Here is a 26,104-nt window from a genome sequence, read left to right as displayed (position 1 = left end):
TCCCGTCCGTGACGTGGCCGCGTCGCAACGCGACCCGCGCGCGTCAGTGCGCCGCGGACTCCCAGTTCGGGCCGACGCCGACCGACACGTCGAGCGGGACGCTCAGCTCGGCAGCCGCGCCCATCCGGGTGCGCAGGATCTCCTCGACGCGCTCCTGCTCGCCGGGAGCGACCTCGAGGATGAGCTCGTCGTGCACCTGGAGCAGCAGGTGCGACTCGAGCGATCCCTCGCGGAGGTCCTCGTCGACGCCGAGCATCGCGATCTTCATGATGTCGGCGGCCGACCCCTGGATCGGCGCGTTCAGCGCGGCGCGCTCGGCGTTCTCGCGGAGGACGCGGTTCGGGCTCTTCAGGTCCGGGAACGGACGCCGGCGACCGAAGATCGTCTCGGTGTAGCCGTCCTCACGGGCCTGCTCGACGACGCCCCGGAGGTAGTCGCGCACCGCACCGAAGCGGGCGAAGTACTCGTTCATGAGCGTGCGCGCCTCGGACTGCTCGATGCGGAGCTGCTTCGACAGGCCGAACGGGCTGAGGCCGTAGGCCAGGCCGTACGACATCGCCTTCACCTTCGTGCGCATCTCGGGGGTGACGTCCGCCGGCTCGACCGAGAACACCCGGGCACCGACGAAGCGGTGCAGGTCCTCGCCCTCGTTGAACGCCTGGATGAGCCCCGGGTCGCCGGACAGGTGCGCCATGATGCGCATCTCGATCTGCGAGTAGTCGGCGGTCACGAGCGTCGTGTACGGCTCGGCGACCGCGAAGGCCGACCGGATGCGGCGACCCACGGCGGTCTTGACCGGGATGTTCTGCAGGTTGGGGTCCGTCGACGAGACCCGGCCGGTGCTCGTGCCGGTCTGCTCGTAGCGGGTGTGGATGCGTCCGTCGACGACCGCGGCGTCGAGCGTGTCGACGATCTGCCGGAGCTTCGTGGCGTCGCGGTGCTGCAGCAGCAGTCCGAGGAACGGGTGCGGGTGCTGCTCCTGCAGGTCGGCCAGGCTCGCCGCGTCGGTCGAGAAGCCGGTCTTCGTCTTGCGGGTCTTCGGCATCGCGAGCTCGGTGAACAGGACCTCTTGCAGCTGCTTCGGCGAGCCGAGGTTCACCTCGTGGCCGATCTCGGCGAAGGCCTGCTGCGCGAGCTCGGCGGCGCGCTCCCCCAGGTCGTGCGACAGCCCGGTCAGGACCGGGCGGTCGATACCGACACCGATGGTCTCCATGCCCGCCAGCACCGGGACGAGCGGCAGCTCGATCGTGTCGAGCACCCGCAGCGAGGACTCGTCGACGCGGGAGCGCAGCGCGGTGTCGACCCGCAGGACGTACCAGGCGTGCACGCCGACGTTGACCGGTTCGGTCTCGGGGACGAGCTGGTTCGGGTCGGCGGTCGGCAGCTCCTCGCCGAGTTCCTGGTACACGAGGTCGGCGAGGGGCTGCCCCTGCTTGCCCGGCTGCGCGAGCCACCCGGTGATGCGGGCGTCCCCGGCGATGCCCCGCACCGTGATGCCGACCGTGCCGAGCGCCTTGATGGCGGCCTTGGCGTCGTGGAAGTGCTTCGGGGCGTCGGAGGCGAACCACGCGGCGAGCTGCTCGTAGTCCTTCGCGCCGCTGCCGCCGGGCACCAGGACGGCGTCGTCGTGGGTCGCGATGCCGATCGCGCTGAGCCGGCCGTCGATGACCTCGACCGCGACGCCGAACCCGTTCTCGGCGTCGTTCGCACCCTTGCGCTCGAGCCAGTACCCGAGCTCTTCGTCGATGACCGTGGTGACCTTCGGCGGGGTCGGCGCGCCGCTGTCGACCGAGCCGGGAGCATCGCTCGCCTCGCTCGGCTCACCGGTACCGGCGACCTTGAAGACCCGGTCGAGCAGCGTGCGGAACTGCAGCTTGGCGAAGAGGTCGCGGACGGCCTGCTCGTCCAGCGGGCGGAGGGCGACGTCGGCCGGTCCGACGGGCAGCTCGACGTCGTTCACGAGCCGGTTCAGCCTGCGGTTCCGGATCGCCCGGTCCTTCTGCTCGCGGAGGTTGTTCCCGACGACGCCCTTGATCTCGTCGGCGTGCTCGAGGACACCGTCGAGGGAGCCGTACGCGGTCACCCACTTGACCGCGGTCTTCTCGCCGACCTTGTCGATGCCGATCAGGTTGTCGCTGGTCTCCCCCACGAGCGCCGCGATGTCCGGGTACTGGTGCGGCTCGATGCCGTACCGCTCGTACACCTTGTCGCGGTCGTAGCGCGTGAGCTCGGAGACGCCGCGGACCGACGGGTACAGCAGCGTGACGTCGTCGTTGACGAGCTGGATCGAGTCGCGGTCACCCGAGACCACGTACACCTGGTACCCCTGCTCGGCACCCTGTCGCGCGAAGGTGGCGAGGATGTCGTCGGCCTCGTAGTCCTCCTTCGTCACCGTCGTGATGCCCATCGCCTCGAGCGCCTGCTGCAGGAGCGGGATCTGGCCCTTGAACTCGGGCGGGGTCTCCGAGCGGGTGCCCTTGTAGTCCTCGTACTCGCGGGTGCGGAAGGAGAAGCGGGAGATGTCGAACGCGACCGCCAGGTGGGTCGGCTTCTCGCGCTGCAGGAGCATGAGCAGCATCGAGATGAAGCCGTGGATGGCGTTCGTGTGCTGCCCCTCGCGGTTCACGAAGCTGTCGACCGGCAGTGCGTAGAAGGCCCGGAAGGCGAGCGAGTGGCCGTCGATGACCATGAGGGTAGGCTTTGCGGAGTCCGACACCCGGACAGCCTACCGACGCCATCCGACACGGGAGTCCGCGAGCGTGACCGACGACGTGACCCACGAACCGACCGCCTCCGGAGCCGTCGACGAGCGACTCTCCGACCGCGGCACGGGCGAGCTCGCCACGAAGATGGGCATGGAGATCACCGAGCTGAGCGCGGAGCGTGCCGTCGGGTCGATCCCCGTCGAGGGCAACCGCCAGCCGGTCGGGCTGCTGCACGGCGGAGCGTACGTCGTGCTCGCCGAGAGCCTCGGGTCGATGGCTGCGAACGTGCACGCCGGGCCCGGCCGCTACGCGGTCGGCATCGAGCTCAGTGCGTCGCACTCCCGCAGTGCGACGAGCGGCCGGGTCACGGGGACCTGCACGGCGATCCACCTCGGCGGCACGCTCACCACGCACGAGATCGTGCTCACCGACGACGAGGGCCGACGCTGCTCCACCGTGCGGATCACGAACATGATCCGCGAGCGGCGCTAGCGGTTCAGTCCTCGGGCGGTCGCTGCAGCAGCAGGCGGGCATCGCCGAACCCGAGCCGACGGTAGAGCGTCTCGCCGACGACGCTCGAGTGCACCACCACGCGCTCCGCGCCGGCCTCGTCCGCCACGTCGAGCAGCGCCGCGACGAGGTCCTTCGCCACGCCCCCTCCGCGGAGGTCCGGGTGCACGTAGACGCTCTGCAGTTCGGCAGCGACGCGGCCCCGAGGGCGGTGCGGCACCGGCGGACGGGCGTTCAGTGCGAGCCACGCCATCCCCAGCACGACCCCGTCGCGCTCCGCGACCACGCACCGGTGCGAGTCGGCGTGCTCGGCGGCGAAGGCCGACATTGCCTCGCGGTACTCGTCGGGCGTCACCGTGGGCACGGCGCCGTCTTCCTCGACGCTCCACCGCCAGCGCAGATCGGCCACCGTCGGCATGTCCTCCGGCCGGGAGGCACGGATCACCACGTCGTCCATGCCCCCACCCTGCCACGTGGCGCGGCTGCGGCGGGGCCGACCCGCGCCTCCCGTCCGGCGCTCTGCCGCGGCCCTGCCGCTGCACGCGGTCTCCGACACGGAACGCGTCGTTCGACAGGTGCGGTGTCGCACGATGCGCGCGCATCCGGTGGAGGCGCATCGTCCGACGTTGCACGTGACGATCGACCGGCGCGATGTCGGCCGGTACCCGTGCACCGACGTCCGCGGGGTCCGGAACGCGGAGAGCGCCGCCGGACGGTGTCCGGCGGCGCTCTCGGCGTGAGCGAGCGGGTGCTCGTTACTTCTTGGCGCTGAGCTGCTCGATGATCGCCTTCGCGACGTCGTGCATCGTCAGACGACGATCCATCGACGCCTTCTGGATCCAGCGGAACGCTTCGGGCTCGGTGAGGCCCATCTTCTCGTTGAGCAGGCCCTTGGCGCGGTCGACGAGCTTGCGGGTCTCGAACCGCTCGACGAGGTCGGCGACCTCGGCCTCGAGCGTGATGATCTGCTGGTGACGCGAGAGGGCGATCTCGATCGCGGGGAGCAGGTCGTTCGGGGTGAAGGGCTTCACGACGTAGGCCAGGGCACCGGCTTCGGTCGCGCGCTCGACGAGGTCCTTCTGGCTGAACGCCGTGAGGAGGACCACCGGAGCGATGTGGTTCTTGGAGAGCTTCTCGGCAGCGGAGATGCCGTCGAGCTGGGGCATCTTGACGTCCATGACGACGAGGTCCGGGCGCAGGTCGGTCGCGAGCTGGACGGCGGTCTCACCGTCGCCGGCTTCCCCGACCACGTCGAACCCGTTGTCGCGGAGGATCTCGACGATGTCGAGACGGATGAGCGACTCGTCCTCGGCGACGACGACGCGACGCGGTGCTGCGGGGGTTGCTTCTGTGTCACTCACGACCGAGAGCCTACTAGACGGAGCGCGTGGCTTCCGTCAGCTGTGGATGCGCGGTTCGACGAACTTCTGTACGAGTGGCGGGACGCTCGGTGCGCCCAGCCCCGCACGCCGTGAGCGACCTCGTACGAGTGGCGGGACGCTCGGTGCGCCCAGCCCCGCACGCCGTGAGCGACCTTGTACGAGTGGCGGGACGCTCGGTGCGCCCAGCCCCGCACGCCGTGAGCGACCTTGTACGAGTGGCGGGACTCGAACCCGCACGCCGTGAGGCAGAGCATTTTGAGTGCCCCGTGTCTACCGTTCCACCACACTCGCGAGGGCTCCAGGCTAGCAGGGCCCGGCCCCGCCCCCGGTCCTCACACCGGGGCGAGCGGTTGCAGCGCTCCCTCGGGCAGCTCGACCCGGACGGCGTCGCCCGCGCGGACGATGCCCCCCGTCACGACGACGCCCATCACGCCGCCCTTGCGCTCCACGGTGCCGTCCTCCGCTCGGCCGAGGACCGCGCGCAGCAGCCCCGGGTCGAAGTCGTTGATCTGCTGGCACGGGTTCCGGAGCCCGGTCACGCGCACACAGGCCGCGTCACCGAGGTGGAGCAGGGCCCCGGTCGGCAGTCCGAGCAGGTCGACGCCGCGGGTCGTGACGTTCTCCCCCATGTCCCCCGGCACGACGGTGTGCCCGGAGGCGGCGACCTCGTCGAACACCTCGGCGTGGAGCAGGTGGACCTGCCGCAGGTTCGGCTGTGACGGGTCCCTGGCGACGCGGGAGCGGTGCTGCACGGTCGTCCCGGCGTGCGCGTCGCCGTCGACGCCCCACCCCGCGACGAGGGTGATCTCCTCGACGACGGGCTTGCTGAAGCGGTGCTCGGCGTCGCGGCTCACCGCGACGATCCGTCCGTTCTCCTGATGAGCGCTCACGTCCCCATCGTGGCAGACACCGGGGCCGGAGCGACACCCCGGTCCGCGCCCGACCCGGGGTCGACGGCGCTGGTCGCGCGGGGCAGGCGGAGCACGAACCGCGCGCCGCCGAGCGTCCCGTCGTCGTCGTGGACGAGCGTGCCACCGTGGGCGACCGCGATGCCGCGGGCGATCGGCAGGCCGAGTCCGGCACCACCCGACCGGACGTCCCGCGACTCCCCCAGTCGGACGAGCCGGTCGAACACGCGCTCCCGGTCGCCGACGGGGATGCCGGGCCCGTCGTCCTCGACCACGAGCGTCGCCTCGTCGGCGTCCGTGCCGAGGGTCAGCCGCACCGTCCCCGTCCCGCCCGTGGCCCGCGCCGCGTTGTCGACGAGGTTGCCGAGCACCTGCGCGAGTCGGTCGGCGTCGACCTCGACCGGGACGGGCTCGGTCGGGAGTCCGGGGTGCAGGGTGATCCCCGGCAGCCGGAGCTCGAGCCGGTCGACCTCGGCGCGCAGCCACGGGACGAGGTCGGTCGGCCGCCGGTCGAGCGCGATCCCCCGGTCGAGTCGCGCCATCGTGAGCATGTCGTCGACGAGGCGCGCCGCGCGGTCGGCCTGGCGGACGACGTGCACCGCGAGCACCTCGGTCGTCGCCGGGTCGTCGCCACCGCTCCGGACCAGCGTGTCCGCCGCCGCGCGGACGCCGGCGACGGGCGTGCGGAGCTCGTGTGCGGCGTCCGACAGGAAGCCCCGGACCCGTTCCTCAGCGGCCACGGCCTGCGCCTCGGCACCCTCGACGGCGTCGAGCATCTCGTCGAACGCGGCGGCGACGCGGCCGATCTCGGTGTCCGTCCTGGCAGGGCGCAACCGCCGACCACGGTCACCGTCGGCGATCGAACGGGCCGTCGCGGTGACCTCGTCGAGCGGACGCAGCGCGCGACGCACGACCAGGACCACTCCGACCACGGCGACACCCAGGAACACCGCGGACGCACCGCCCATCACCCAGCCGAGCTGCGTCAGGGTCTCCTGCACGTCGCGGGTGCCGGCGGTCAGCGTGATGCGTGTGCCGTCGTCGAGGACGGACCGGAGTGTGAGCACGCCGTCGTCCTCACTGGCACGCGATGACACCACCGTCACACCGGAGGACGCCGATGCACCGGAGGACGCCGTCGCACCGGACGACGCCGGTGCACCGGCGTCGGCAGCCCCGGTCGAGCCGCTGGAGGACGACCGGTCGCGCGGCGCCGGACCCGGGAGCTGCCCGGGGTCGGGCGGTCCGGCGCGCAGCTGGTCGGGTGTCGGCCCTGCCTCGACCGCGGCGCCGTCGGGCTGCACGATCCGCACCGAGAGGCCCTGCGCCGACAAGCGGTCGGCGAGGTCGTCCGCGTCGAGCACCCCCACGAGTGCGGCAGCGGCGGCAGCCCGGTCCCGCAGTCGGTCCTCGACCTGTGCACGCAGTCGCGCGCCGAGCACCGCCTCGACCGCGACGACGAGCCCGGCCAGCAGCACCGCGAGCAGCACGAGCACCGCGACCACGGTCCGCAGTCGCAGCGAGGACGTGCGCAGCCGTCGGTCGACCGCGGTCACGCCGCGCCCCGGTCGACGGAGAGCCGGTACCCGAGCCCGCGGACCGTGTGCACGAGCCGGGGACCGTGCACCTCCATCTTGCGGCGGAGTGCGCTGAGGTGGACCTCGACCAGGTTCGGCGCGATGTCCTCGTAGCCCCACACCTGCGTCGTGATCTGCCCCTTGGAGACGGTCCGGCCACGGCTCTCGGCGAGGAACCGCAGCAGCCGGAACTCGGTGGCCGTCAGGTCGAGCAGGACGCCGGCGCGTCGCACGGTCGCGCCCTCCGGGTCGAGCACGAGGTCGCCGACCTCGATCACCGACGGGACCCGACCGCGGCGGCGGAGCACGGCCGTGACGCGTGCCACGAGCTCGGCCATCGCGAACGGCTTCACCACGTAGTCGTCGGCCCCCTCGGCGAAGCCGCGCAGCCGGTCGTCGAGCTCGTCGCGGGCGGTCATCATCACGACGGCGGCGTCCGACCGCGTCCGGATCCGTGCCGCGAGCAGGATGCCGCTCGGTCCGGGCAGCATCCAGTCCAGCAGGACGAGGTCGGGAGCGGCGCGGTCGAGGTCCTCGGCGATCGCCCGGCCGTCGGTGGCCTCGGTCACGACGAACCCCTCGGCGCGCAGGGTCGCGGCCACGGCGGTGCGGAGGGAGTCGTCGTCCTCGACCACCAGGACACGTGCGGGTGCGTTCACGGCGGACACGGTAGGTGGGCACTGCCCGCAAGCAGCATGGAGGACGCTGGACGGAGCCTGTGCTTCAGTCCTGCTTCAGGTTCGAGCTCGACCGTCGTCCTCGTCGCCGGACCGCCCCGGTCCGCCGACACCGACACGGAAGGCACACCATGCAGGACGAACGACACGACCAGCCCGTCACCGCGCCCGACCGCCGTCGGCGCACCCTGCGTCGCGTGGGGATCGGTTCCGCGGCCGCCGCGGCGCTGCTCCTCGGCGGGCTCGGCGTCACCGCTGCCGTCGCGGACGGCTCCGGCGCACCGAGTGCCACGAGCGCACCGACGGGAGCGCCAAGCGGCGCACCGAGTGGTGCACCCTCCGGTGCTCCCACTCCGGGCACGAAGGGTGCCCCCGGTCCCGGCGCGAAGGGCGCGGAGGGCGCCGCTCCGGCTCCGGGCTGCGTGGCAGCTCCGCCCGCGGCCGGCGACGCCCCGAAGCCGAAGGACGGCGCCGTCCCCGCCCCGCCGGAGGGCGCGGACGCCCCGAAGCCGCCCACGGGCTCCGACGCGCCGAAGCCGAAGGACGGGAACGCGCCGAAGCCGGAGGAGAGCGACGCACCCACGCCGCCGAAGGGCACGGACGCCCCGGAGCCGCCGCAGCCGGACCGGGACGGCGGCACGGACGGCTCTGCCACCCCGGCACCGACCTCCGGGTCCTGAGCGGGACGACCCGGTGCGGGAGGCGCGCGTCGTCGGCCGGACGGTCGACGCTTGGCGCGCCTCCCGGCCGGGCCGGGTCGCCCGTCACGATCCGTCGAGCGCCTCGATCGCCGCCACCAGGGCCGACCGACGCGGCGACCGCGGCGGCAGGACCGCGAGCAGCGCGCGCAGCACCTGCGCGTCGGCGGCACCGTCCGCCGTCCGGGCCCACGCCTGGAGCGCCTCGACGCCACCGTCGGCGACGAGCGCCTCACGGAACCGCGTCCTGACCCGGTCGCGCAGGTCGTCGACGCCCGGCGAGACGGAACCGGGCAGGACCGGGCCGACGTACCGGTCGACGGCCTGGAGGCGCGCCCCGCGGTCGAGCGCGGACAGGACGGAGTCGACGTCCGTCCGCAGCCCCTGGAGTCGGTACGGTCGCGAGGTCACCGTCGCACCGGGGGCGTGCGCCGCGAGCACGCGACGCAGGCGCACCACCTCGGCACGGAGCGTGGTGACGGCACCGCGGTCGCCGTACACGGCGACCGCCAGGTCCGCCGCCGCGAGGCCGCCGGGCGTCGATGCGAGCACCGCGAGGATCTCCGAGTGCCGTTCCGACAGCCGGACCGTGCGCCGGTCGGAGGTCAGTGTCGCGGTGTCCGAACCGAGGAGGGCCAGTCCGACGGCCGGACACGGCGCACCGCGTCCGCGTCCACGGGGCACGTCCCCGGTCGGTCCGGGGGTGCGGAGGCCCTGCACCGCCCGGAGTGCCAGTTCCGCCTCGGCCACCGCGGCCGTGGCGACGAGGAGCGGCAGGGTGTGGCGTTCGACCGCGCGCGCGTCGCCGGTGATGTCGAGCGCCCCGACGACGGCGCCGGTCGGGTCGTGGAGCGGCACCGCCGTGCACGAGAAGGCCTTGACGGCGGTCGCCCAGTGCTCGTCCGCGTGGATCTGCACCGCCCGGTCGAGCCGCAGGGCCGTACCGGGCGCGCTCGTGCCCGCGCGCTCCTCCGCCCAGTCCGCACCCGGCAGGAAGCCCATGTCCTCGGCTGCGCTGCGGGCGGGACGCGCGCCGTCGACCCAGACGAGACGCCCGGCGGCGTCGGTGACGGCGACGACGCACCCCGCGGACCGCACGTCGTCGAGCAGCAGCCGCCGCACCACGGGCAGTGCCGTCCCGAGCGGCCCGTGGCGGCGGAGCGCGTCGAGCTCGTCGGGCCCCAGCGCAAGCGACGGCCGGTCGTCCGGGTCGACCCGGGCACAACGACGCCAGGACGCGGCGACGAGCGGACGCAGCCCCGCGGGTGCGCGCATCGGGCCTCCTCGTGACGAGACGTCCGCCGCGTCGTCGCGGTCGACGGGGTCAGCCTACGTCCGGTGGTCCGCGGGGACCAGACCGAGGTCGTCGAGCTCGTCGTCGGTGAGCATGCGCGACCGCGTGAGGAACCGCTTGCCCTCCGGCACCTCGAGCGAGAAGCCCGCGCCCCGACCGTCGACCACGTCGATCGTCAGGTGCGTGTACTTCCAGTACTCGAACTGCGCGCGTGACATCCAGACCTCGACGGGGCCGGCACCGTCGACGTCGAGCGCGCCGAGGAGCACGTCGGCCGGCCCCGTCCGGAACATCCCGACCGGGTAGCACATCGGGCTCGACCCGTCGCAGCAGCCGCCGGACTGGTGGAACATGAGCGGCCCGTGCCGGGCGGCGAGGGAGCGCAGGAGCTCCCCCGCCGCCGGCGTCACCGCGACGCGCGCCGCGGCCGGGCGGTCCGGGTCGGGCATCAGAAGAAGCCCATCGGACCGTCGGCGTACGACACGAGCAGGTTCTTCGTCTGCTGGTAGTGCTCGAGCATCATCTTGTGGTTCTCGCGCCCGATGCCGGACTGCTTGTACCCGCCGAAGGCCGCTCCGGCCGGGTACTGGTGGTAGGTGTTCGACCACACGCGACCGGCCTGGATGTCGCGCCCGGCGCGGTAGAGCGTCGTCGCCTCGCGGCTCCAGACCCCGGCACCCAGCCCGTAGAGGGAGTCGTTGGCGATCCGGATGGCGTCGTCGTAGCCGTCGAAGCTGGTGAGCGCGAGCACGGGGCCGAAGATCTCCTCCTGGAAGATGCGCATGGCGTTGTCGCCCTCGAAGACGGTGGGCTGCACGTAGTAGCCGCCGGACAGGTCACCGCCGAGGTCCGCCCGCTCGCCGCCCGTCAGCAGCTTCGCCCCCTCCTGCTTCCCGATGTCGATGTAGCTCAGGATCTTCTCGAGCTGGTCGTTCGACGCCTGCGCGCCGATCATCGTCGCCGGGTCCAGCGGGTGTCCCTGCTTGACCGCGCGCACCCGGTCGAGCCCGTCCGCGACGAACCCGTCGTAGATCTCGCGCGCCACCAACGCCCGGGACGGGCACGTGCAGACCTCGCCCTGGTTGAGGTTGAAGAACGCGAACCCCTCGAGGGCCTTGTCGTAGAAGGAGTCCCGCTCCTGCGCGACGTCGGCGAAGAACACGTTCGGGCTCTTCCCGCCGAGCTCGAGCGTCACCGGGATCAGGTTCTGCGAGGCGTACTGCATGATGAGCCGGCCGGTGGTGGTCTCCCCCGTGAAGGCGACCTTGCGGATGTCCGGGTGCTGGGCGAGCGGCGCGCCGACCTCGATGCCGAACCCGTTCACGACGTTGAGGACCCCGGCGGGCACGAGGTCGCGGATCAGTTCCACCAGCACGTGGATCGATGCCGGCGTCTGCTCCGCGGGCTTGAGCACGACGCAGTTGCCGGCGGCGAGGGCGGGCGCGAGCTTCCACACCGCCATGAGGATCGGGAAGTTCCACGGGATGATCTGCCCGACGACGCCGAGCGGTTCGTGGAAGTGGTAGGCGACGGTGTCGTGGTCGATCTCCCCCGTCGAGCCCTCCTGCGCGCGGATCGCCCCGGCGAAGTAGCGGAAGTGGTCGACGGCGAGCGGGATGTCCGCGCCGAGGGTCTCGCGGATCGGCTTGCCGTTCTCCCAGGTCTCGGCGACCGCGAGCTCCTCGAGGTGCGCCTCCATCCGGTCGGCGATCCGGTTGAGGATGCCGGCGCGCTCGGCGACGCTCGTGCGCGACCAGGCGGGGAAGGCCCTCCAGGCGGCCTCCACCGCCCGGTCGACGTCGGTCGAGTCCCCCCGGGCGACCTCGGTGAAGACCCTGCCCGTCACCGGCGTGGGGTTCTCGAAGTACCGGCCGCCGGCGGGCGGGACGTACTCGCCGCCGATGAAGTGGTCGTACCGGGAACGGTAGGAGACGAGCGCCCCGTCCTCGCCGGGTGCGGCGTAGGTCGATGGCGATGCTGCGATGGTCATGGTGGACACCTTTCGACGACGCTGTCGGTGGCGCTGGTCCAGCACCTGCGGCGACGGTACGACGCCGGGGGTTGCAAGCGGTTGCGCCGGGTGGCGACCCCGGGCGGCGGCGACCGCCCCGGGCGCCCGTGACCTCCCCAGAGCGCCCGCGGCCTCCCCCGGACACCGGCGACCGCCCCCGGGTACCGTCGGTGTCCTCGCGGACCGAGCGGAAGGGGCACCCGTGGACTCTCGCGCCGTGCGGTCCTTCCGTGCGTTCGTCGTCGCCACGGCCGTCGTCGCGATCGTGCTCGGCATCGTGGCCGTCGTCTGGCCCGCGCCGTCGATCGTGCTCGTCGCCCTCGTCTTCGGCGTCTACCTCGTGGTCGCCGGCACGATGCGCGTGGTCGCCGCGGTCCGCGGGCACGGGACGTCCGCGGTGTGGCGGTGGACGGCGGGTGCCGTCGGCGGGCTCGTCGGGGTGGCGGGACTCGTCGCGCTCCTCGCTCCCGCCGTCCCGCTCCTCGTCTACGCGGTGCTGGCCGGGGTGGGGTTCCTCGTGGAGGGCGTCGCCGCGCTCGTCGGTGCCGTCGTGGGCCACCCCGGTTCCTCGCGATCGCCGACCGTGGTGAGCGGCCTGCTGTCGTGCATCGGCGGCGTGGTCGTGCTCGTCGCGCCGGCGCTCGCGCTGTCGGTCTTCACGGTGTTCTCGGGCATCGCGCTGATCGGCGTCGGCGCGGCCGCGCTCCTCCTGCTGCCGCCGCGCGCTGCGGTCCGCCGTGAGGCGGTCGGCACCGGTCGCACCGACCGGCGGTGAGGGTCGCCAGCCCCGACGACCGGTGACCGCCGACCGGGTGCAGACTCCGCGCTGCCGGTCCCGAACAGCAGGCCCGGCCGGGTGACGGCTACGCGCTGCCCGTCCCGAACAGCAGGCCGAGGCCGTACGTCACGACGGCGGCGCCGAAGCCGATCGCGAGCTGGCGCAGCGCCCGCCGCAGCGGCGACGCGCCGCTGAGCACGCCGACGACCGCGCCGGTGCCGAGGAGCGCGATGCCGACCAGCACGGCCGCGAGCACGATCGCCGGCCAGCCCTCCATCCCGAACAGGTACGGCAGAACGGGGATGATCGCGCCCGAGGCGAAGAAGCAGAAGCTCGACACCGCCGCACTCGTGCCGCTCCCCACCGCCTCGTGGTCGTCGGTCGCGGCGGCTGCCGTGACCGTTCGACCGCCGAGGACCTCGGCCGCGTGCTCCTGCGCCGCGGCCTCGTCCATGCCCCGGGCCCGGTAGACCAACGCGAGCTCGTTCGCGTCGACGTCGAGGTCGGCCACCGCGCGCCCGGCCTCGGGGTGGGGTGCGGAGGCGTCGAGCAGCTCGCGTTGAGACCGCACCGAGACGTACTCCCCCGCCCCCATGGACAGTGCGCCGGCGAGCAGCCCGGCGATGCCGCTGAGCAGCACGAAGTGCCGATCGGCGCCCGAGGCACTGATGCCGATGATCAGCGCGAGGTTCGAGACGAGTCCGTCGTTGGCGCCGAACACCGCTGCGCGGAAGGTGCCGGACAACCGCATGCGCCCGCGGTTCGCGAGGCCGCGGACGACCTCGCCGTGGATCCGCTCGTCGGCCGCCATGCGCGCGGTCGCGTCGTCGTCGTCGGCGTAGGGCGAACGGTCCTCGGCACGCTGCATGAGCGCCAGGACGAACACAGAACCGAACCGCTTCGCGAGCGCGGCGAGGACGCGGGTGCGGAGGCTGCCGCGGAGCGGCCGCCCGACGTCGTCACCGAGCAGGTCGAGCCAGTGCTGCTCGTGCCGGCCCTCGGCGTCGGCGAGTGCGGCGAGGATCTCGCGTTCCTCTCCGGTCCTGCGGGTCGACAGGTTCCGGTAGACCGCGGCCTCCGCCCGCTCGTCCGCCAGGTAGCGGCGCCAGCGGCGGACGTCCGCTGCGGTGGGTGCGGTGGGGCGGTCGTCCTGGAGGCTCACAGCACCGATCCTGCCCGCTCGGCCCGACGCGCGGTCGCGCCGCACCGCGGGTGGCCGGTTCCTGCGTGTCGAGACCGCCGCGGACCGGGCGAGACGCCGCCGTCCCCACGAGACGCCGCCGTCCCGACGAGACGCCGCCGTCCCCACGAGACGCCGCCGTCCCGACGAGACGCCGCCGGATCCGACGGCGTCTCGCTCGCTCCGGTCCGTCTCACAGCGACGCCGGCGTGTCGGCACGCCGGTGACTCGACGCGACGCAGGGGCGGACCAACGCGACAGGGCGCGGACCGGAGGCCGTGCGCGATGTCGCGCCGTGCCTCCCGTCCGCGCCCTGTCGGCGTGGTGACCGGGTGCGGTGACCGGGGTCAGTCCCGCACGTAGGCGGGAGCCGCCTCGGCGTGCGCGTCGCCGACGCGGTGCACGCGCAGGTCGTTCGTCGAACCCTCGAGTCCGGGGGGCGAGCCGGCCGTCACGATGACCCGGTCGCCGGGGGCGGCGAGGCCGTTCGCGAGCAGCACGTCGTCGACCTGCGAGAACAGCTCGTCGGTGTGCGTCTTGCGCTCCACGAGGAACGAGCGGACGCCCCAGGTGAGCGCCATGCGGCGACGCGTGGCCTCGTTCGGGGTGAAGGCGATGATCGGCAGACCGTGGCGCAGTCGGGACATGCGTCGCGCCGAGTCGCCGGACTCGGTGAAGACGCAGAGGTACGACGCCTCGGTGAACTCGGCGATCTCGACCGCGGCGAGCGTGATCGCACCACCGAGCGTGCGTGGCTTCGTGCCGAGCGGCGCGATGCGCTCGAGGCCGTGGTCCTCGGTCGACTCGACGATGCGGGCCATGGTGCGGACCGTCTGCACCGGGTACTCGCCGACGCTGGTCTCGCCCGAGAGCATGACGGCATCCGCGCCGTCGAGGACGGCGTTCGCGACGTCGGAGGTCTCGGCGCGGGTCGGGATCGGCGACGAGATCATCGACTCGAGCATCTGCGTCGCGACGATGACCGGCTTCGCCATGCGACGGGACAGCTCGACGGCGCGCTTCTGCACGATCGGGACGGCCTCGAGCGGGAGCTCCACGCCGAGGTCACCACGGGCGACCATGATGCTGTCGAAGGCGTCGATGATCTCCTCGAGGGCGTCGACGGCCTGCGGCTTCTCGACCTTGGCGATGATCGGGAGGCGCTTGCCCTCCTCGTCCATGATCTCGTGGGCGCGGACGACGTCCGAGGCGTTGCGGACGAACGACAGCGCGATGAGGTCGGCGCCCTGACGGATCGCCCAGCGGAGGTCCGCCTCGTCCTTCTCGCTCAGCGCGGGGACGTTGACGGCGACGCCGGGCAGGTTGATGCCCTTGTTGTTCGAGACCGTACCGGCGACGACGACCTCGGTGCGCACACGCACGCCGTCGGTGTCGAGCACGCGCAGGCGCACACGGCCGTCGTCGATGAGCAGCGGGTCACCGGGCTTGACGTCCTGCGGCAGGCCCTTGAACGTCGTGCCGCAGATCTCCTTCGAGCCGGGGACGTCCTCGGTCGTGATCGTGAAGACGTCACCGACCGCGAGCTCGTGCGGACCGTCGGCGAACTTCGCCAGACGGATCTTCGGACCCTGCAGGTCGACGAGGATCGCGACCGGCTTGCCGAGGTCCTCCGCGGCGCGACGGACGTTCTCGTAGTTGGCCTCGTGGACGCTGTAGTCACCGTGGCTGAGGTTGAGGCGGGCGACGTCGACGCCCGCTTCGATGATCTCCTTGACGGTCTCGTAGTCCGACGTAGCCGGACCGAGCGTCGAAACGATCTTTGCGCGTCTCAATGGATTCCTTCGTGTGGTGGGTGGTGCCGGTTTCCGCGCTGTGGGGCCGCGCGGAACGAGAGCAGGCCACCAGCACCCTATCGAGTGCCGGTGGCCTGCTGCTCATCGGTGGACCGGTGTTCCGGGGGCGTTCACGGCGTCAGACCGTGAGCGCGCGGTCGGTGGCCTTGACGGGCGCCGGCAGGATCGTCGAGCCCTCGAGGTACTCGTCAACCTTGGACGCAGCCGCGCGTCCCTCGGCGATGGCCCAGACGATGAGCGACTGGCCACGGCCGGCGTCGCCCGCCACGAACACGCCCGGCTCGTTCGTCGAGTAGTCGGCCTGGCGCGCGACCGCGCCCGACACCGTGGCGGGGAGCCCGAGCTGCGGCTCGATCGTGTCGGTCTCCGGACCGGTGAAGCCCATCGCGATGAGCACCAGGTCGGCGGGGATCTCGCGCTCGGTGCCCGCCTTCGGCACGCGCCGGCCGTCGAGGTACTCGGTCTCCGCCACCCGGAGCGCGCGGACCTCGCCGGCGGCGTTGCCGAGGAACTCGACGGTCGACGCCAGGAAGTGCCGCTCGCCGCCCTCCTCGTGGGCGCTCGTGACCTCGAACACCGTCGGGAACATCGGCCACGGCTGCTCGGACGGACGTTCGAGCGGCGGCTGTTTGCCGATCGCCAGGTTCGTCACGCTCAGGGCGCCCTGACGGTGGGCCGTACCGATGCAGTCGGCGCCGGTGTCGCCACCGCCGATGACGACGACGTGCTTGCCCTCGGCGGTGAGCTGGTTGTCGACGGTGGTTCCCGCGTTCGCCTTGTTCTGCTGGACGAGGTAGTCCATCGCGTAGTGGACGCCCTCGAGGTCACGCCCCGGGATCGGCAGGTCGCGCGGCACCGTGGCGCCCGTCGCGACGACGACCGCGTCGTAGCGGGACTTCAGGTCGTCCCAGGTGATGTCGACGCCGATCTCCACACCGGCGCGGAAGCGGGTGCCCTCGGCCTGCATCTGGGCGAGGCGCGCGTCGATCTGGCGCTTCTCCATCTTGAAGTCCGGGATGCCGTAGCGCAGCAGGCCGCCGATGCGGTCGTCGCGCTCGTACACGGCGACCGTGTGCCCGGCGCGCGTGAGCTGCTGGGCGGCCGCGAGACCGGCGGGGCCGGACCCGACCACCGCGACGGTCTTGCCGGTCAGGCGCTCCGGCGGGTGCGGGGTGACCCAGCCGTTCTTGTACGCCTCGTCGATGATCGAGACCTCGACCTGCTTGATCGTGACCGGCGGCTGGTTGATGCCGAGCACGCAGGACGCCTCGCACGGGGCCGGGCAGAGCTTCCCGGTGAACTCCGGGAAGTTGTTGGTCGCGTGCAGACGCTCGATCGCCTGTCGACCCTCACCGCGCCAGGTCAGGTCGTTCCACTCCGGGATGAGGTTCCCGAGCGGGCAGCCCTGGTGGCAGAAGGGGACGCCGCAGTCCATGCAGCGACCGGCCTGTCGCTTCAGGGCACCGGACTCCTGCTGCTCGTAGACCTCCTTCCAGTCCATGAGGCGCACGGGCACGGGACGGCGGGGCGGGAGCTCGCGCTCCTGCACCTTGAGGAAGCCCTTCGGGTCAGCCATGGTTCGCCTCCTGCTCGGTCTGGGTCTGGACGGGGGTGTGGGTGTGGATGTCCGCGTCGGTCGGGATCGGGGTCCGCACGGCGGCCCGGGTCGTGTCAGCCACCGGTGACCTCCAGGATGCGGTTCCAGACGACGGTGCCGTCGGGGTCGAGGCCCTCGTCGACCGCCTGCTGGCGGGTTGCGAGCACGGCGGCGTAGTCCCGCGGGAGCACCTTGACGAAGTCGCCGAGGTCGCCGGAGTCGAGCAGGTCGCCGGCCACGGTCGACCCGGTCTCGGCGAGGTGCTGCCGGAGCAGGTCGGTGACGATCTCGACGTCGGCGCTGTCCAGTTCCTCGAGCCGCAGCTCACCGGTCGCCAGCGCGTCGGCGTTCACGTGTTCCCGACGGAGGCCGCGCACGTACGCGGTGCCGCCGGACATACCGGCGCCGAGGTTGCGTCCGGTCTCGCCCAGGATCAGTGCGAGCCCGCCGGTCATGTACTCGAGTGCGTGGTCGCCGACGCCCTCGACGACCGCGGTCGCGCCGGAGTTGCGGACGAGGAAGCGCTCGCCCACGATGCCGCGGATGAACATGCTGCCCTGGGTCGCGCCGTAGCCGATGACGTTGCCGGCGATGACGTTCTCCGACGGTTCGAACGCCGACTCGGTGTCCGGACGGACGACGATGGCGCCGCCGGACAGGCCCTTGCCGACGTAGTCGTTGCTGTCCCCGACCAGGCGGAGCGTGATGCCGGCCGGCAGGAACGCACCGAGGGACTGCCCGGCCGAGCCGCGCAGCGTGATGTCGATCGACCCGGCGGGCAGGCCGTGCTCGCCGTGCCGCAGCGTGACCTCGTGGCCGAGCATGGTGCCGACCGCGCGCTCCGTGTTGCGGATCGGCAGGTCGAGCGCGACGGAACCACCGTGCTCCAGCACGTCCGCCGTCTGCTGGACGAGCTGCACGTCGAAGTGCTCGTCGAGCTCGTGGTCCTGCTCACGCAGGTGGCGTCGGGGCTCGTCGCGGCCGAACTCCGGTCCGTGCAGCACCGGCGCGAGGTCGAGACCGGAGGCCTTCCAGTGCTCGACGGCACGGTCGGTGTCGAGCGCGTCGACCTGCCCGATCGCCTCGTCCAGCGTGCGGAAGCCGAGCTCGGCGAGGAGCTCGCGGACCTCCTGCGCGATGAACTCGAAGAAGTTGACGACGAACTCCGGCTTGCCCGTGAAGCGCTTCCGGAGCTCCGGGTTCTGCGTCGCGACGCCGACCGGGCACGTGTCCAGGTGGCAGACGCGCATGAGGATGCAGCCCTCGACGACGAGCGGAGCCGTCGCGAAGCCGTACTCCTCGGCGCCGAGCAGCGCCGCCACGACGACGTCACGGCCGGTCTTCATCTGCCCGTCCACCTGCACGACCACCCGGTCGCGCATGCCGTTCAGCATCAGGGTCTGCTGGGTCTCGGCGAGACCGATCTCCCACGGGGTGCCCGCGTGCTTCAGCGAGTTGAGCGGGGACGCGCCGGTGCCACCGTCGTGGCCCGACACGAGCACGACGTCGGCCAGCGCCTTCGTCACGCCCGCTGCGACCGCGCCGATGCCGGACTGGCTCACGAGCTTCACGTGGACGCGCGCGGCCGGGTTCGCCCGCTTCACGTCGAAGATCAGCTGCTTGAGGTCCTCGATCGAGTAGATGTCGTGGTGCGGCGGCGGCGAGATGAGTCCGACGCCGGCGGTCGCGTGCCGCGTTCGGGCGACCCACGGGTACACCTTCGTCGGCGGCAGCTGCCCGCCCTCGCCCGGCTTCGCGCCCTGCGCCATCTTCAGCTGGATGTCGGTCGCGTGCGTCAGGTACATGCTCGTGACGCCGAACCGACCGGAGGCGACCTGCTTGATCGCACTGCGACGCTCGGGGTCGAGCAGACGCTCGACGTCCTCGCCGCCCTCGCCCGTGTTCGAGCGCGCACCGAGGCGGTTCATCGCGATCGCGAGGGTCTCGTGGGCCTCTTGTGAGATCGACCCGTAGGACATCGCGCCGGTGTTGAACCGCTGCACGATCGACTCGATCGGCTCGACCTCGTCCAACGCGATCGGCTTCCGGACGCCGTGACGGAACCGGAACAGACCGCGGAGCGTCATGAGCTCCTCGGACTGGTCGTCGACCGCCTGCGAGTACTCGCGGAAGATGTCGTACCGGCGGGCACGGGTGGCGTGCTGGAGCCGGAACACCGTGTCCGGGTTGAATAGGTGCGGCGGACCCTCACGGCGCCACTGGTACTCGCCGCCGGTCTGCAGCCGCTCGTGCGACAGCACGGCGCCGTCCTGCGGGTACGCCTGGGCGTGCCGCTCGGCGTTCTCCTTGGCGATGACCTCGATCCCGACGCCACCGAGGATGGACGACGTCCCGGTGAAGTACCGGTCGACGAACTCCTGGCTGAGCCCGACCGCCTCGAACGCCTGGGCGCCGGCGTAGCTGGACACCGTCGAGATGCCCATCTTCGACATGATCTTGAGCACGCCCTTGCCGAGCGCCTTGATGACGTTCCGGACGGCCTGCTCCGGGGTGATCCCGGTGATCATCCCCGAGCGCACGAGGTTCTCGCAGGTCTCCATGGCCAGGTACGGGTTGATCGCCGAGGCGCCGTAGCCGATCAGGGTCGCGACGTGGTGGACCTCGCGCACGTCGCCGGCCTCGACGATGAGGCCGACCTTCATACGCTGCTCGGTGCGGATGAGGTGGTGGTGCACCGCAGCGAGCAGCAACAGGCTCGGCACGGGTGCCTGCTCGGCGTTGCCGTCACGGTCGGACAGCACGATGAACTGCTTGCCCGACTCGATCGCCTGGTCGACCTCGTCGCAGACCGCGGCGATGCGCTTCTGCATCGCCTTCTTGCCCGCGTCGACGCGGTACAGGCCCTTGATCGTCACCGTCAGGTGGCGACCGGACTCCGTCTCGAAGTGCTGGATCTTCGCGAGCTCGTCGTTGTCGATCACCGGGAAGTCGAGCACGATCTGCTTCGCGTGCTCGGGCCCGGCGCTCAGCAGGTTGCGCTCCGGCCCGAGGCCCATGCCCATCGAGGTGATGACCTGCTCGCGGATCGAGTCCAGCGGCGGGTTCGTCACCTGCGCGAACTGCTGCGTGAAGTAGTCGAACAGCAGGCGCGGGCGCTCGGAGAGCACGGCGATCGGCGTGTCCGAGCCCATCGCGCCGAGGGGCTCCGCACCCGTCTGCGCCATCGGGCGGAGGAGGATGCGGACCTCTTCCTCCGTGTAGCCGAACGCGCGCTGTCGCCGGGTCACCGACGCCGGGGTGTGGACGATGTGCTCGCGCTCCGGAAGGTCGCTCAGGTTGATGCGCCCCTCGTCGAGCCACTGCGCCCACGGCCCCGCGGTCGCCAGCTCGCGCTTGACCTCGTCGTCCTCGATGATCCGCCCGGCCTCGGTGTCCACGACGAACATCCGACCCGGACGCAGGCGGCCCTTGCGGACGACCTTGCCCGGCGGCACGTCGATGACGCCCGTCTCCGAGCCCATCACGATGAGGCCGTCGTCGGTCACCAGGAATCGCCCGGGACGCAGGCCGTTGCGGTCGAGCGTCGCGCCGACGACCGCGCCGTCGGTGAACGTGATGGCCGCCGGGCCGTCCCACGGCTCCATGAGCATCGAGTGGTACTCGTAGAACGCCCGCAGGTCGGGGTCCATCCCGACCTGGTTCTCCCAGGCCTCCGGCACCATCATCGACACCGCGTGCGGCAGGCTGCGGCCGGTCAGCGTGAGCAGTTCGAGGGTCTCGTCGAACGACGCCGAGTCGCTCGCGCCCGGGCTGACGATCGGCAGCAGCGGTGCGAGGTCGCCGAGCAGCTCGCTCTCGAGCTGCGACTGGCGCGCCCGCATCCAGTTCCGGTTGCCGCGGACGGTGTTGATCTCGCCGTTGTGGGCGAGCGTCCGGAACGGTTGCGCCAGCGGCCACGACGGGAAGGTGTTCGTCGAGTAGCGGGAGTGCACGATCGCGAGCTTCGAGGCGAAGCGCTCGTCGCTGAGGTCCGGGTAGAACGGCTCGAGCTGGAGCGTCGTGACCATGCCCTTGTAGACCATGGTGCGGCTCGACAGCGACATGAAGTAGACCTCGACACCGTGCTCCGCGCGCTTGCGCAGTCGGAAGGCCTGCCGGTCGAGGGCGATGCCGCTCCAGGCGGCGCCGTGCACGTCGTGACGGGTGGAGGCGACGAACAGCTGCTCGAACGCCGGCATCGCGGCGCGCGCGAGCGTCCCGAGGACCTCCGGCCGCACCGGGACCGCACGCCACCCGAGGACCTTCAGGCCCTCCTCGCGGGCCAGGCGCTCGACCGCACCCTTCACCGCGTGGCGCTCGTCCTCGTCGACGGGCAGGTAGGCCGTCCCGACGGCGTACTCCCCCGCGGCGGGCAGGTCGAACGGCACCTCGTCGCGCAGGAACGCGTCCGGCACCTGGCACAGGATGCCCGCGCCGTCACCGGTGCCCGCGTCGGAACCGACGGCACCGCGGTGCTCGAGGTTCCGGAGTGCACCCAGCGCGGCGTCGACGATGTCGTGCCCCGCGGTACCGCGGAGCGTCGCGACCATCGCGAGGCCGCAGGCGTCCTTCTCGTTCGCCGGGTCGTACGCACCGGTCGCCTCGGGCACGGCCGAGAATCGTCGGTGCGCCGGCTGCAGGGAGCGCGTCGAACGGGGGGCAGGGTCTGGCTGGAGCGCCATGGGGAACCGTCCTCACGAGGGAGTGGAACAGGGACGTCGGTGGCCCGGTGGTGCGTTCCGCCCGAGCGGGCGGACCTGGTGCCCGTGCGCGTCGCCGTGGAGGGTGCGCAGACGACGCGCGAGGTGGCGGGGCCGCTCGTGGCGACCCGACCGTTCGGATGGTGCTCCGCGGCCGGCGGGTGCCGTCCGAGGAGCCGGTGCTGCCGATCGCGGAGTTACCGCGCGCGGCCTGCTGCTGGGACCGGATCGGCGTCGTCGGCGACCGCCGGAGCGTCGACGTCGTGTTCCGACCAGGTGTCGTCCGAGTCTACATCGGAGGACCGACGCGGCTCGCGACCCGGCAGGTACGGGCTGGGCTCGTTGCCGGTGTGCCGACGGGTCTGCACGAGGAAGATCACGATGCCGAGCAGGATCGCGGCGAAGGACATCCAGACGTTCGTGCGGATCCCGGCGAAGGTCTCGCTCGTGTCGACGCGGATGGACTCGAGGACCGAGCGACCGGTGCCGTACCAGATCAGGTAGAGCGCCATGACCTTGCCCCACTGCAGCCGGAACCGCTTGTCGAGCAGCAGGATCACGACGACGCCCACGACGTTCCAGATGATCTCGTAGAGGAAGGTCGGGTGGAACAGGGTGCCCTCGGGCAGCCCCTTCGGGAACGCCGCGTTCGTCGACTCGATCGCGAGCCCCCACGGCAGGCTCGTCGGCATGCCGAAGAGCTCGTGGTTGAAGTAGTTGCCGAGGCGACCGAACGCCTGGGCGAGCAGGACGCCGGGAGCGATCGCGTCGATCAGGGTCGAGAAGCGCAGGCCCACCTGACGGCACCCGATGTACGCACCGACCGACCCGAGGATGAGCGCGCCGAAGATGGCCAGCCCGCCCTCCCAGATGTAGAGGAACGAGAGCGGGTCACGCCCCGGCCCGAAGTAGTCGCTGACGTGGCTGAACACATGGAACAACCGACCGCCGATGATGCCGGCGGGCACCGCCCAGATCGCGATGTCGATGATGATCCAGCGCTCGACCCCGCGGGCGTTGAGCCGCCGGTTCGCGAGCACGACGGCCGCGACGATGCCCAGCAGGATGCAGATCGCGTACGCGTGGATGCGGAAGTCGAGCGGCAGCGACCACCCGAAGACGTCGCGCAGCCAGGCGGTCAGGTCGAAGTACTGCCACGCGGTGCTCGGGCTCGGGATGCTCAGGAGGGGCATGGAGGTGCTGTCGCCTTTCGGTGCTGGACGGCCGCGGTGCCGCTGGAGGGTCGGCCCCGCTCACTGTAGCGCGGGAACCGCGCCGACCAGGAACGGGGTGGTTCGACCCGTGGGAACTGGGAGCACGGTGCACGGGAGGCGCGGGGCCGGTGCGCCGGTCGACCCACCGACACCGCGCCTCCCGTCCGGACCGGTGCTCGCCTCAGCTGCGCGCGGCGCCGCTGGTCAGGTCGGCCGCGCGGTCCGCGACCCCCTGCACGCCGAGGTGGGCGAGGGCGCGCACGAAGGCGGACCCGACGATCGCCCCGTCGGCGTACTCGAGGACCTCGCGCACCTGGTCTGCCGTCGAGATGCCGAGGCCGACGCACGTGCGCTGCACACCGGCGTCGCGCAGTCGCGACACGACGGTGCGGGCGGCGGTGTCGACGCCGACGCGGGCGCCGGTGACGCCCATCGTCGACACGGCGTAGACGAAGCCGCGGCTGGAGCGGACCGCCTGCTCCATGCGGGTGTCCGTCGAGGACGGCGCCGCGAGGAAGACCCGGTCGAGCCCGGTGCGCTCGGAGGCGTCGATCCAGGCGCGACCCTCGTCCGGGATGAGGTCCGGGGTGATGAGCCCGGACGCCCCGGCCGCGACGAGGTCGTCGGCGAACCGGTCGACCCCGTACCGGAGCACCGGGTTCCAGTAGGTCATGACGAGCACGGGCACGTCGACACGGCTCGTGATCTGGTCGACGGCGTCGAAGACCTGCGCGACACGGAAGCCGTTCGCCAGGCTCTCCTCCGCGGCGCGCTGGATCACCGGACCGTCCATCACCGGGTCGGAGTACGGCAGGCCGAGCTCGATGACGTCGACGCCGTTCTCGGCGAGGGCGACCGCCGCGTCCACGCTCGTCTGCAGGTCGGGGAAGCCGGCGGGCAGGTACCCGACGACGGCTCCGGCGCGCTCGGCGTTGGCGGTGTCGATCGTCGTCGCGACCGAGGTGGAGGGACCGGGGTTCGTCACAGCTGCACCGCGTTCTCGTCGAGGATGCCGAAGTAGCGACTGGCGGACGCGACGTCCTTGTCACCACGTCCGGACAGGGACACCAGCACGACGCCGTCGGGGCCGAGCTCCTTGCCCAGCTTGATCGCCCCTGCGAGCGCGTGCGCCGACTCGATGGCCGGCAGGATGCCCTCGGTCCGGCCGAGCAGGCGGAAGGCCTCCATCGCCTCGGCGTCGGTGATCGGCGAGTACTGCGCGCGGCCGATCGAGGCCAGGTAGGCGTGCTCGGGACCGACGCTCGGGTAGTCGAGGCCCGCCGAGATGCTGTGGCTCTCGATGGTCTGGCCGTCCTCGTCCTGCATGAGGTACGACATCGTGCCCTGGAGGACACCGGTGCGCCCGAGCGAGATGCTCGCGGCGTGCCGCCCCGTCTCGATGCCGTCGCCGCCGGCCTCGAAGCCGTGCAACCGGACCGACTCGTCGTCGAGGAAGGCCTCGAAGATGCCCATCGCGTTCGAGCCGCCGCCGACGCACGCGGCGACGGCGTCCGGCAGGCGACCGATGCGGTCGAGGACCTGCTGTCGGGCCTCTTCGCCGATCACCTTGTGGAACTCGCGGACCATCTCCGGGAACGGGTGCGGCCCCGCGACGGTGCCGAGCAGGTAGTGCGTCGAGTCGACGTTCGCCACCCAGTCGCGCAGCGCGTCGTTGATGGCGTCCTTCAGCGTGCGCGACCCCGTCTCGACCGGGATCACCTCGGCGCCGAGCAGCCGCATCCGCGCCACGTTCAGTGCCTGGCGCTCGGTGTCGACGGCGCCCATGTACACGACGCAGTCCATCCCGAAGAGCGCAGCGGCGGTGGCCGTCGCGACGCCGTGCTGCCCGGCTCCCGTCTCGGCGATGAGCCGGGTCTTGCCGAGCCGCTTCGCGACGAGGGCCTGACCGAGCACGTTGTTGATCTTGTGCGAACCGGTGTGGTTGAGGTCCTCGCGCTTGAGGATGATCCGGGCACCACCGGCGTGCTTCGCGAACCGCGGCGCCTCGGTGATGATCGACGGGCGGCCGGTGTACTCGCGCTGGAGCGTGTCGAGCTCCTCGCGGAACGCCGGGTCCGCCCAGGCCGCGCGGAAGGCGGTCTCGAGCTCGTCGAGCGCGAGCACGAGCGACTCGGGGACGAAGCGTCCGCCGAAGTCGCCGAAGTACGGGCCCTGCAGGTCACGGAGTGAGGTCACGGTGGGTCTCCCGGGGTGTTCGGACGCCCCGGTGTGCGGGGCGACCGGTGGGACGGTGTCGGTCAGGCGCGCGGGCGGCCGGAGCCGTCCGCCGCGGCGATGAACGACGCGAGGGTGGTGGCGGGGTCCGCGCCCGTGACGAGCGCCTCCCCCACCAGGACGACGTCGGCACCCGCTGCGCGGTAGTGGGCGACGTCGGCGGGCCCGGCGACGGCCGACTCGGCGACGCGCACGACCCCGTCGGGGATGCGGTCGGCGAGGGAGCCGAAGAGGTCGCGGTCCAGCGAGAAGTCGGTGAGGTCGCGGGCGTTGACGCCGAGGATCCGCGCGCCGGCGTCGAGGCCACGGGAGACCTCGTCACCGGAGTGGGCCTCGACGAGCACGCGCATGCCGAGCTGCTCGGCGAGCTCGTGCAGTTCGACGAGCTGTCGCTGCTCCAGCGCCGCCACGATCAGCAGCACCAGGTCGGCACCGGCCGCACGGGCCTCGAGCACCTGGTACGGGTCGGCGATGAAGTCCTTGCGGAGCACCGGCAGCGACACGCGCGCCTTCACCGCCTCGAGGTCGGCGAGGCTGCCGAGGAACTTCCGCCCCTCGGTGAGCACGCTGATCGTCGACGCTCCGCCACGCTCGTAGTCGGCGGCGAGGGCGGCCGGGTCCTCGATGGGCGCCATGGAGCCGCGCGACGGGCTCGCACGCTTGACCTCGGCGAGGATCTTCACGCGGTCGCCGGGCGACAGGAAGTCGAGGGCGTCGAGCGGCGACGCCACCCGGTCCAGGTCGCGCTCGACGTCCGAGAGCGGACGGTCGACACGACGGGCGGCGGCGTCCTCGAGCGCGCCCGCGACGAGGGTCTCGAGCAC

The 26,104-nt window shown here is 72.2% G+C and carries 20 protein-coding genes and 1 tRNA gene; 3 read left to right on the top strand and 18 right to left on the bottom strand.

Annotated elements, in window-relative coordinates; all coding sequences use genetic code 11:
* Positions 1–43: 43 nt before the first annotated feature.
* Entirely contained in the window at positions 44–2,716 is a 2,673-nt protein-coding gene (gene polA, locus ACIP6W_RS08745) for a DNA polymerase I (RefSeq protein WP_251155017.1), read from the bottom strand.
* A 55-nt stretch (positions 2,717–2,771) separates the two neighbouring features.
* On the opposite strand from polA, the gene ACIP6W_RS08740 reads away from it, so the two are divergent.
* Positions 2,772–3,197, top strand: coding sequence for a PaaI family thioesterase (locus tag ACIP6W_RS08740; RefSeq protein WP_066658268.1), 426 nt, complete (start codon positions 2,772–2,774; stop codon positions 3,195–3,197).
* A gap of 4 nt (positions 3,198–3,201) precedes the next feature.
* On the opposite strand, the gene ACIP6W_RS08735 is transcribed toward ACIP6W_RS08740, so the two are convergent.
* The 6 genes from ACIP6W_RS08735 to ACIP6W_RS08710 all read right to left on the bottom strand — a co-directional run bounded on the left by ACIP6W_RS08735 (position 3,202) and on the right by ACIP6W_RS08710 (position 7,741).
* Positions 3,202–3,672 carry a GNAT family N-acetyltransferase gene (locus tag ACIP6W_RS08735; protein WP_400429067.1) on the bottom strand — a complete coding sequence of 157 codons (471 nt, stop codon included), beginning with the start codon at positions 3,670–3,672 and terminating at the stop codon, positions 3,202–3,204.
* 298 nt (positions 3,673–3,970) lie between these two features.
* Positions 3,971–4,576: an ANTAR domain-containing response regulator gene (locus ACIP6W_RS08730; RefSeq protein ID WP_022903868.1), complete on the bottom strand. Its 606-nt coding sequence runs from the start codon at positions 4,574–4,576 to the stop codon at positions 3,971–3,973.
* A gap of 231 nt (positions 4,577–4,807) precedes the next feature.
* Positions 4,808–4,888: transfer RNA gene (locus ACIP6W_RS08725), tRNA-Leu, on the bottom strand.
* A gap of 41 nt (positions 4,889–4,929) precedes the next feature.
* A complete protein-coding gene (locus tag ACIP6W_RS08720) occupies positions 4,930–5,487 on the bottom strand; it encodes an MOSC domain-containing protein (RefSeq protein ID WP_066654478.1) in 558 nt (185 codons plus the stop codon).
* Positions 5,484–7,061, bottom strand: a complete 1,578-nt coding sequence (locus tag ACIP6W_RS08715) for an ATP-binding protein (RefSeq protein ID WP_400429065.1) — start codon at positions 7,059–7,061, stop codon at positions 5,484–5,486. The genes ACIP6W_RS08720 and ACIP6W_RS08715 overlap by 4 nt, the downstream gene beginning before the upstream one ends.
* Positions 7,058–7,741 (bottom strand): response regulator transcription factor, encoded by a 684-nt coding sequence (locus ACIP6W_RS08710; RefSeq protein ID WP_235426333.1) that lies wholly within the window; start codon positions 7,739–7,741, stop codon positions 7,058–7,060. The genes ACIP6W_RS08715 and ACIP6W_RS08710 overlap by 4 nt, the downstream gene beginning before the upstream one ends.
* Before the next feature lie 149 nt (positions 7,742–7,890).
* Between ACIP6W_RS08710 and ACIP6W_RS08705 the strand changes: the two genes are divergently transcribed.
* Entirely contained in the window at positions 7,891–8,439 is a 549-nt protein-coding gene (locus ACIP6W_RS08705; protein ID WP_251155021.1) for a hypothetical protein, read from the top strand.
* An 84-nt stretch (positions 8,440–8,523) separates the two neighbouring features.
* Here the strand turns inward: ACIP6W_RS08705 and ACIP6W_RS08700 are convergent, their stop codons facing one another.
* Genes ACIP6W_RS08700 through ACIP6W_RS08690 form a run of 3 tightly spaced genes read right to left on the bottom strand, consistent with a single transcriptional unit; the run spans position 8,524 to position 11,741 of the window.
* Positions 8,524–9,732 (bottom strand): GAF domain-containing protein, encoded by a 1,209-nt coding sequence (locus ACIP6W_RS08700; protein WP_400429063.1) that lies wholly within the window; start codon positions 9,730–9,732, stop codon positions 8,524–8,526.
* Between the two features lie 54 nt (positions 9,733–9,786).
* Positions 9,787–10,200, bottom strand: coding sequence for a DUF779 domain-containing protein (locus ACIP6W_RS08695; RefSeq protein WP_251155023.1), 414 nt, complete (start codon positions 10,198–10,200; stop codon positions 9,787–9,789).
* Positions 10,200–11,741: an aldehyde dehydrogenase family protein gene (locus ACIP6W_RS08690; protein ID WP_066654488.1), complete on the bottom strand. Its 1,542-nt coding sequence runs from the start codon at positions 11,739–11,741 to the stop codon at positions 10,200–10,202. Before ACIP6W_RS08690 ends, ACIP6W_RS08695 begins: the two co-directional genes overlap by 1 nt.
* A 223-nt stretch (positions 11,742–11,964) precedes the next feature.
* Between ACIP6W_RS08690 and ACIP6W_RS08685 the strand changes: the two genes are divergently transcribed.
* Positions 11,965–12,537 carry an HdeD family acid-resistance protein gene (locus ACIP6W_RS08685; RefSeq protein ID WP_158407755.1) on the top strand — a complete coding sequence of 191 codons (573 nt, stop codon included), beginning with the start codon at positions 11,965–11,967 and terminating at the stop codon, positions 12,535–12,537.
* 88 nt (positions 12,538–12,625) lie between these two features.
* Here ACIP6W_RS08685 and ACIP6W_RS08680 read toward each other — a convergent pair whose 3' ends face one another.
* From ACIP6W_RS08680 to trpC, 8 genes are all read right to left on the bottom strand, one after another.
* Positions 12,626–13,702 carry a VIT1/CCC1 transporter family protein gene (locus tag ACIP6W_RS08680; RefSeq protein ID WP_400429061.1) on the bottom strand — a complete coding sequence of 359 codons (1,077 nt, stop codon included), beginning with the start codon at positions 13,700–13,702 and terminating at the stop codon, positions 12,626–12,628.
* 365 nt (positions 13,703–14,067) lie between these two features.
* A complete protein-coding gene (gene pyk, locus ACIP6W_RS08675; RefSeq protein WP_066654495.1) occupies positions 14,068–15,513 on the bottom strand; it encodes a pyruvate kinase in 1,446 nt (481 codons plus the stop codon).
* A 139-nt stretch (positions 15,514–15,652) separates the two neighbouring features.
* On the bottom strand, positions 15,653–17,110 hold the full coding sequence (locus ACIP6W_RS08670; RefSeq protein ID WP_066654496.1) for a glutamate synthase subunit beta: 1,458 nt from the start codon (positions 17,108–17,110) through the stop codon (positions 15,653–15,655).
* A gap of 95 nt (positions 17,111–17,205) precedes the next feature.
* The gene (gene gltB / locus ACIP6W_RS08665) at positions 17,206–21,681 is read right to left on the bottom strand and encodes a glutamate synthase large subunit (protein ID WP_251159796.1); all 4,476 of its coding nucleotides are present in this window, start codon (positions 21,679–21,681) and stop codon (positions 17,206–17,208) included.
* A 347-nt stretch (positions 21,682–22,028) separates the two neighbouring features.
* On the bottom strand, positions 22,029–23,024 hold the full coding sequence (lgt, locus tag ACIP6W_RS08660; RefSeq protein WP_400429059.1) for a prolipoprotein diacylglyceryl transferase: 996 nt from the start codon (positions 23,022–23,024) through the stop codon (positions 22,029–22,031).
* Between the two features lie 202 nt (positions 23,025–23,226).
* Positions 23,227–24,030 carry a tryptophan synthase subunit alpha gene (gene trpA, locus ACIP6W_RS08655; protein WP_400429057.1) on the bottom strand — a complete coding sequence of 268 codons (804 nt, stop codon included), beginning with the start codon at positions 24,028–24,030 and terminating at the stop codon, positions 23,227–23,229.
* A complete protein-coding gene (gene trpB, locus ACIP6W_RS08650) occupies positions 24,027–25,241 on the bottom strand; it encodes a tryptophan synthase subunit beta (protein WP_066654498.1) in 1,215 nt (404 codons plus the stop codon). Before trpB ends, trpA begins: the two co-directional genes overlap by 4 nt.
* Before the next feature lie 62 nt (positions 25,242–25,303).
* Complete coding sequence (gene trpC, locus ACIP6W_RS08645; RefSeq protein ID WP_251159794.1) at positions 25,304–26,104, bottom strand: indole-3-glycerol phosphate synthase TrpC; 801 nt, start codon at positions 26,102–26,104, stop codon at positions 25,304–25,306.

It is taken from the genome of Curtobacterium sp. NPDC088465 (assembly GCF_044753165.1).
Taxonomy (GTDB): Bacteria; Actinomycetota; Actinomycetes; order Actinomycetales; family Microbacteriaceae; genus Curtobacterium.
The sequence above is the reverse complement of the archived record's forward strand: the minus strand, read 5'-3'. Positions and strand labels throughout refer to the sequence as shown.

Coding starts and splice junctions, on each gene's coding strand:
- ACIP6W_RS08735 (WP_400429067.1), bottom strand. CDS start 3,672: ATGGACGACGTGGTGATCCGTGCCTCCCGGCCGGAGGACATGCCGACG.
- ACIP6W_RS08705 (WP_251155021.1), top strand. CDS start 7,891: ATGCAGGACGAACGACACGACCAGCCCGTCACCGCGCCCGACCGCCGT.
- ACIP6W_RS08700 (WP_400429063.1), bottom strand. CDS start 9,732: ATGCGCGCACCCGCGGGGCTGCGTCCGCTCGTCGCCGCGTCCTGGCGT.
- ACIP6W_RS08695 (WP_251155023.1), bottom strand. CDS start 10,200: ATGCCCGACCCGGACCGCCCGGCCGCGGCGCGCGTCGCGGTGACGCCG.
- ACIP6W_RS08690 (WP_066654488.1), bottom strand. CDS start 11,741: ATGACCATCGCAGCATCGCCATCGACCTACGCCGCACCCGGCGAGGAC.
- ACIP6W_RS08670 (WP_066654496.1), bottom strand. CDS start 17,110: ATGGCTGACCCGAAGGGCTTCCTCAAGGTGCAGGAGCGCGAGCTCCCG.
- gltB (WP_251159796.1), bottom strand. CDS start 21,681: ATGGTCGCGACGCTCCGCGGTACCGCGGGGCACGACATCGTCGACGCC.
- lgt (WP_400429059.1), bottom strand. CDS start 23,024: ATGCCCCTCCTGAGCATCCCGAGCCCGAGCACCGCGTGGCAGTACTTC.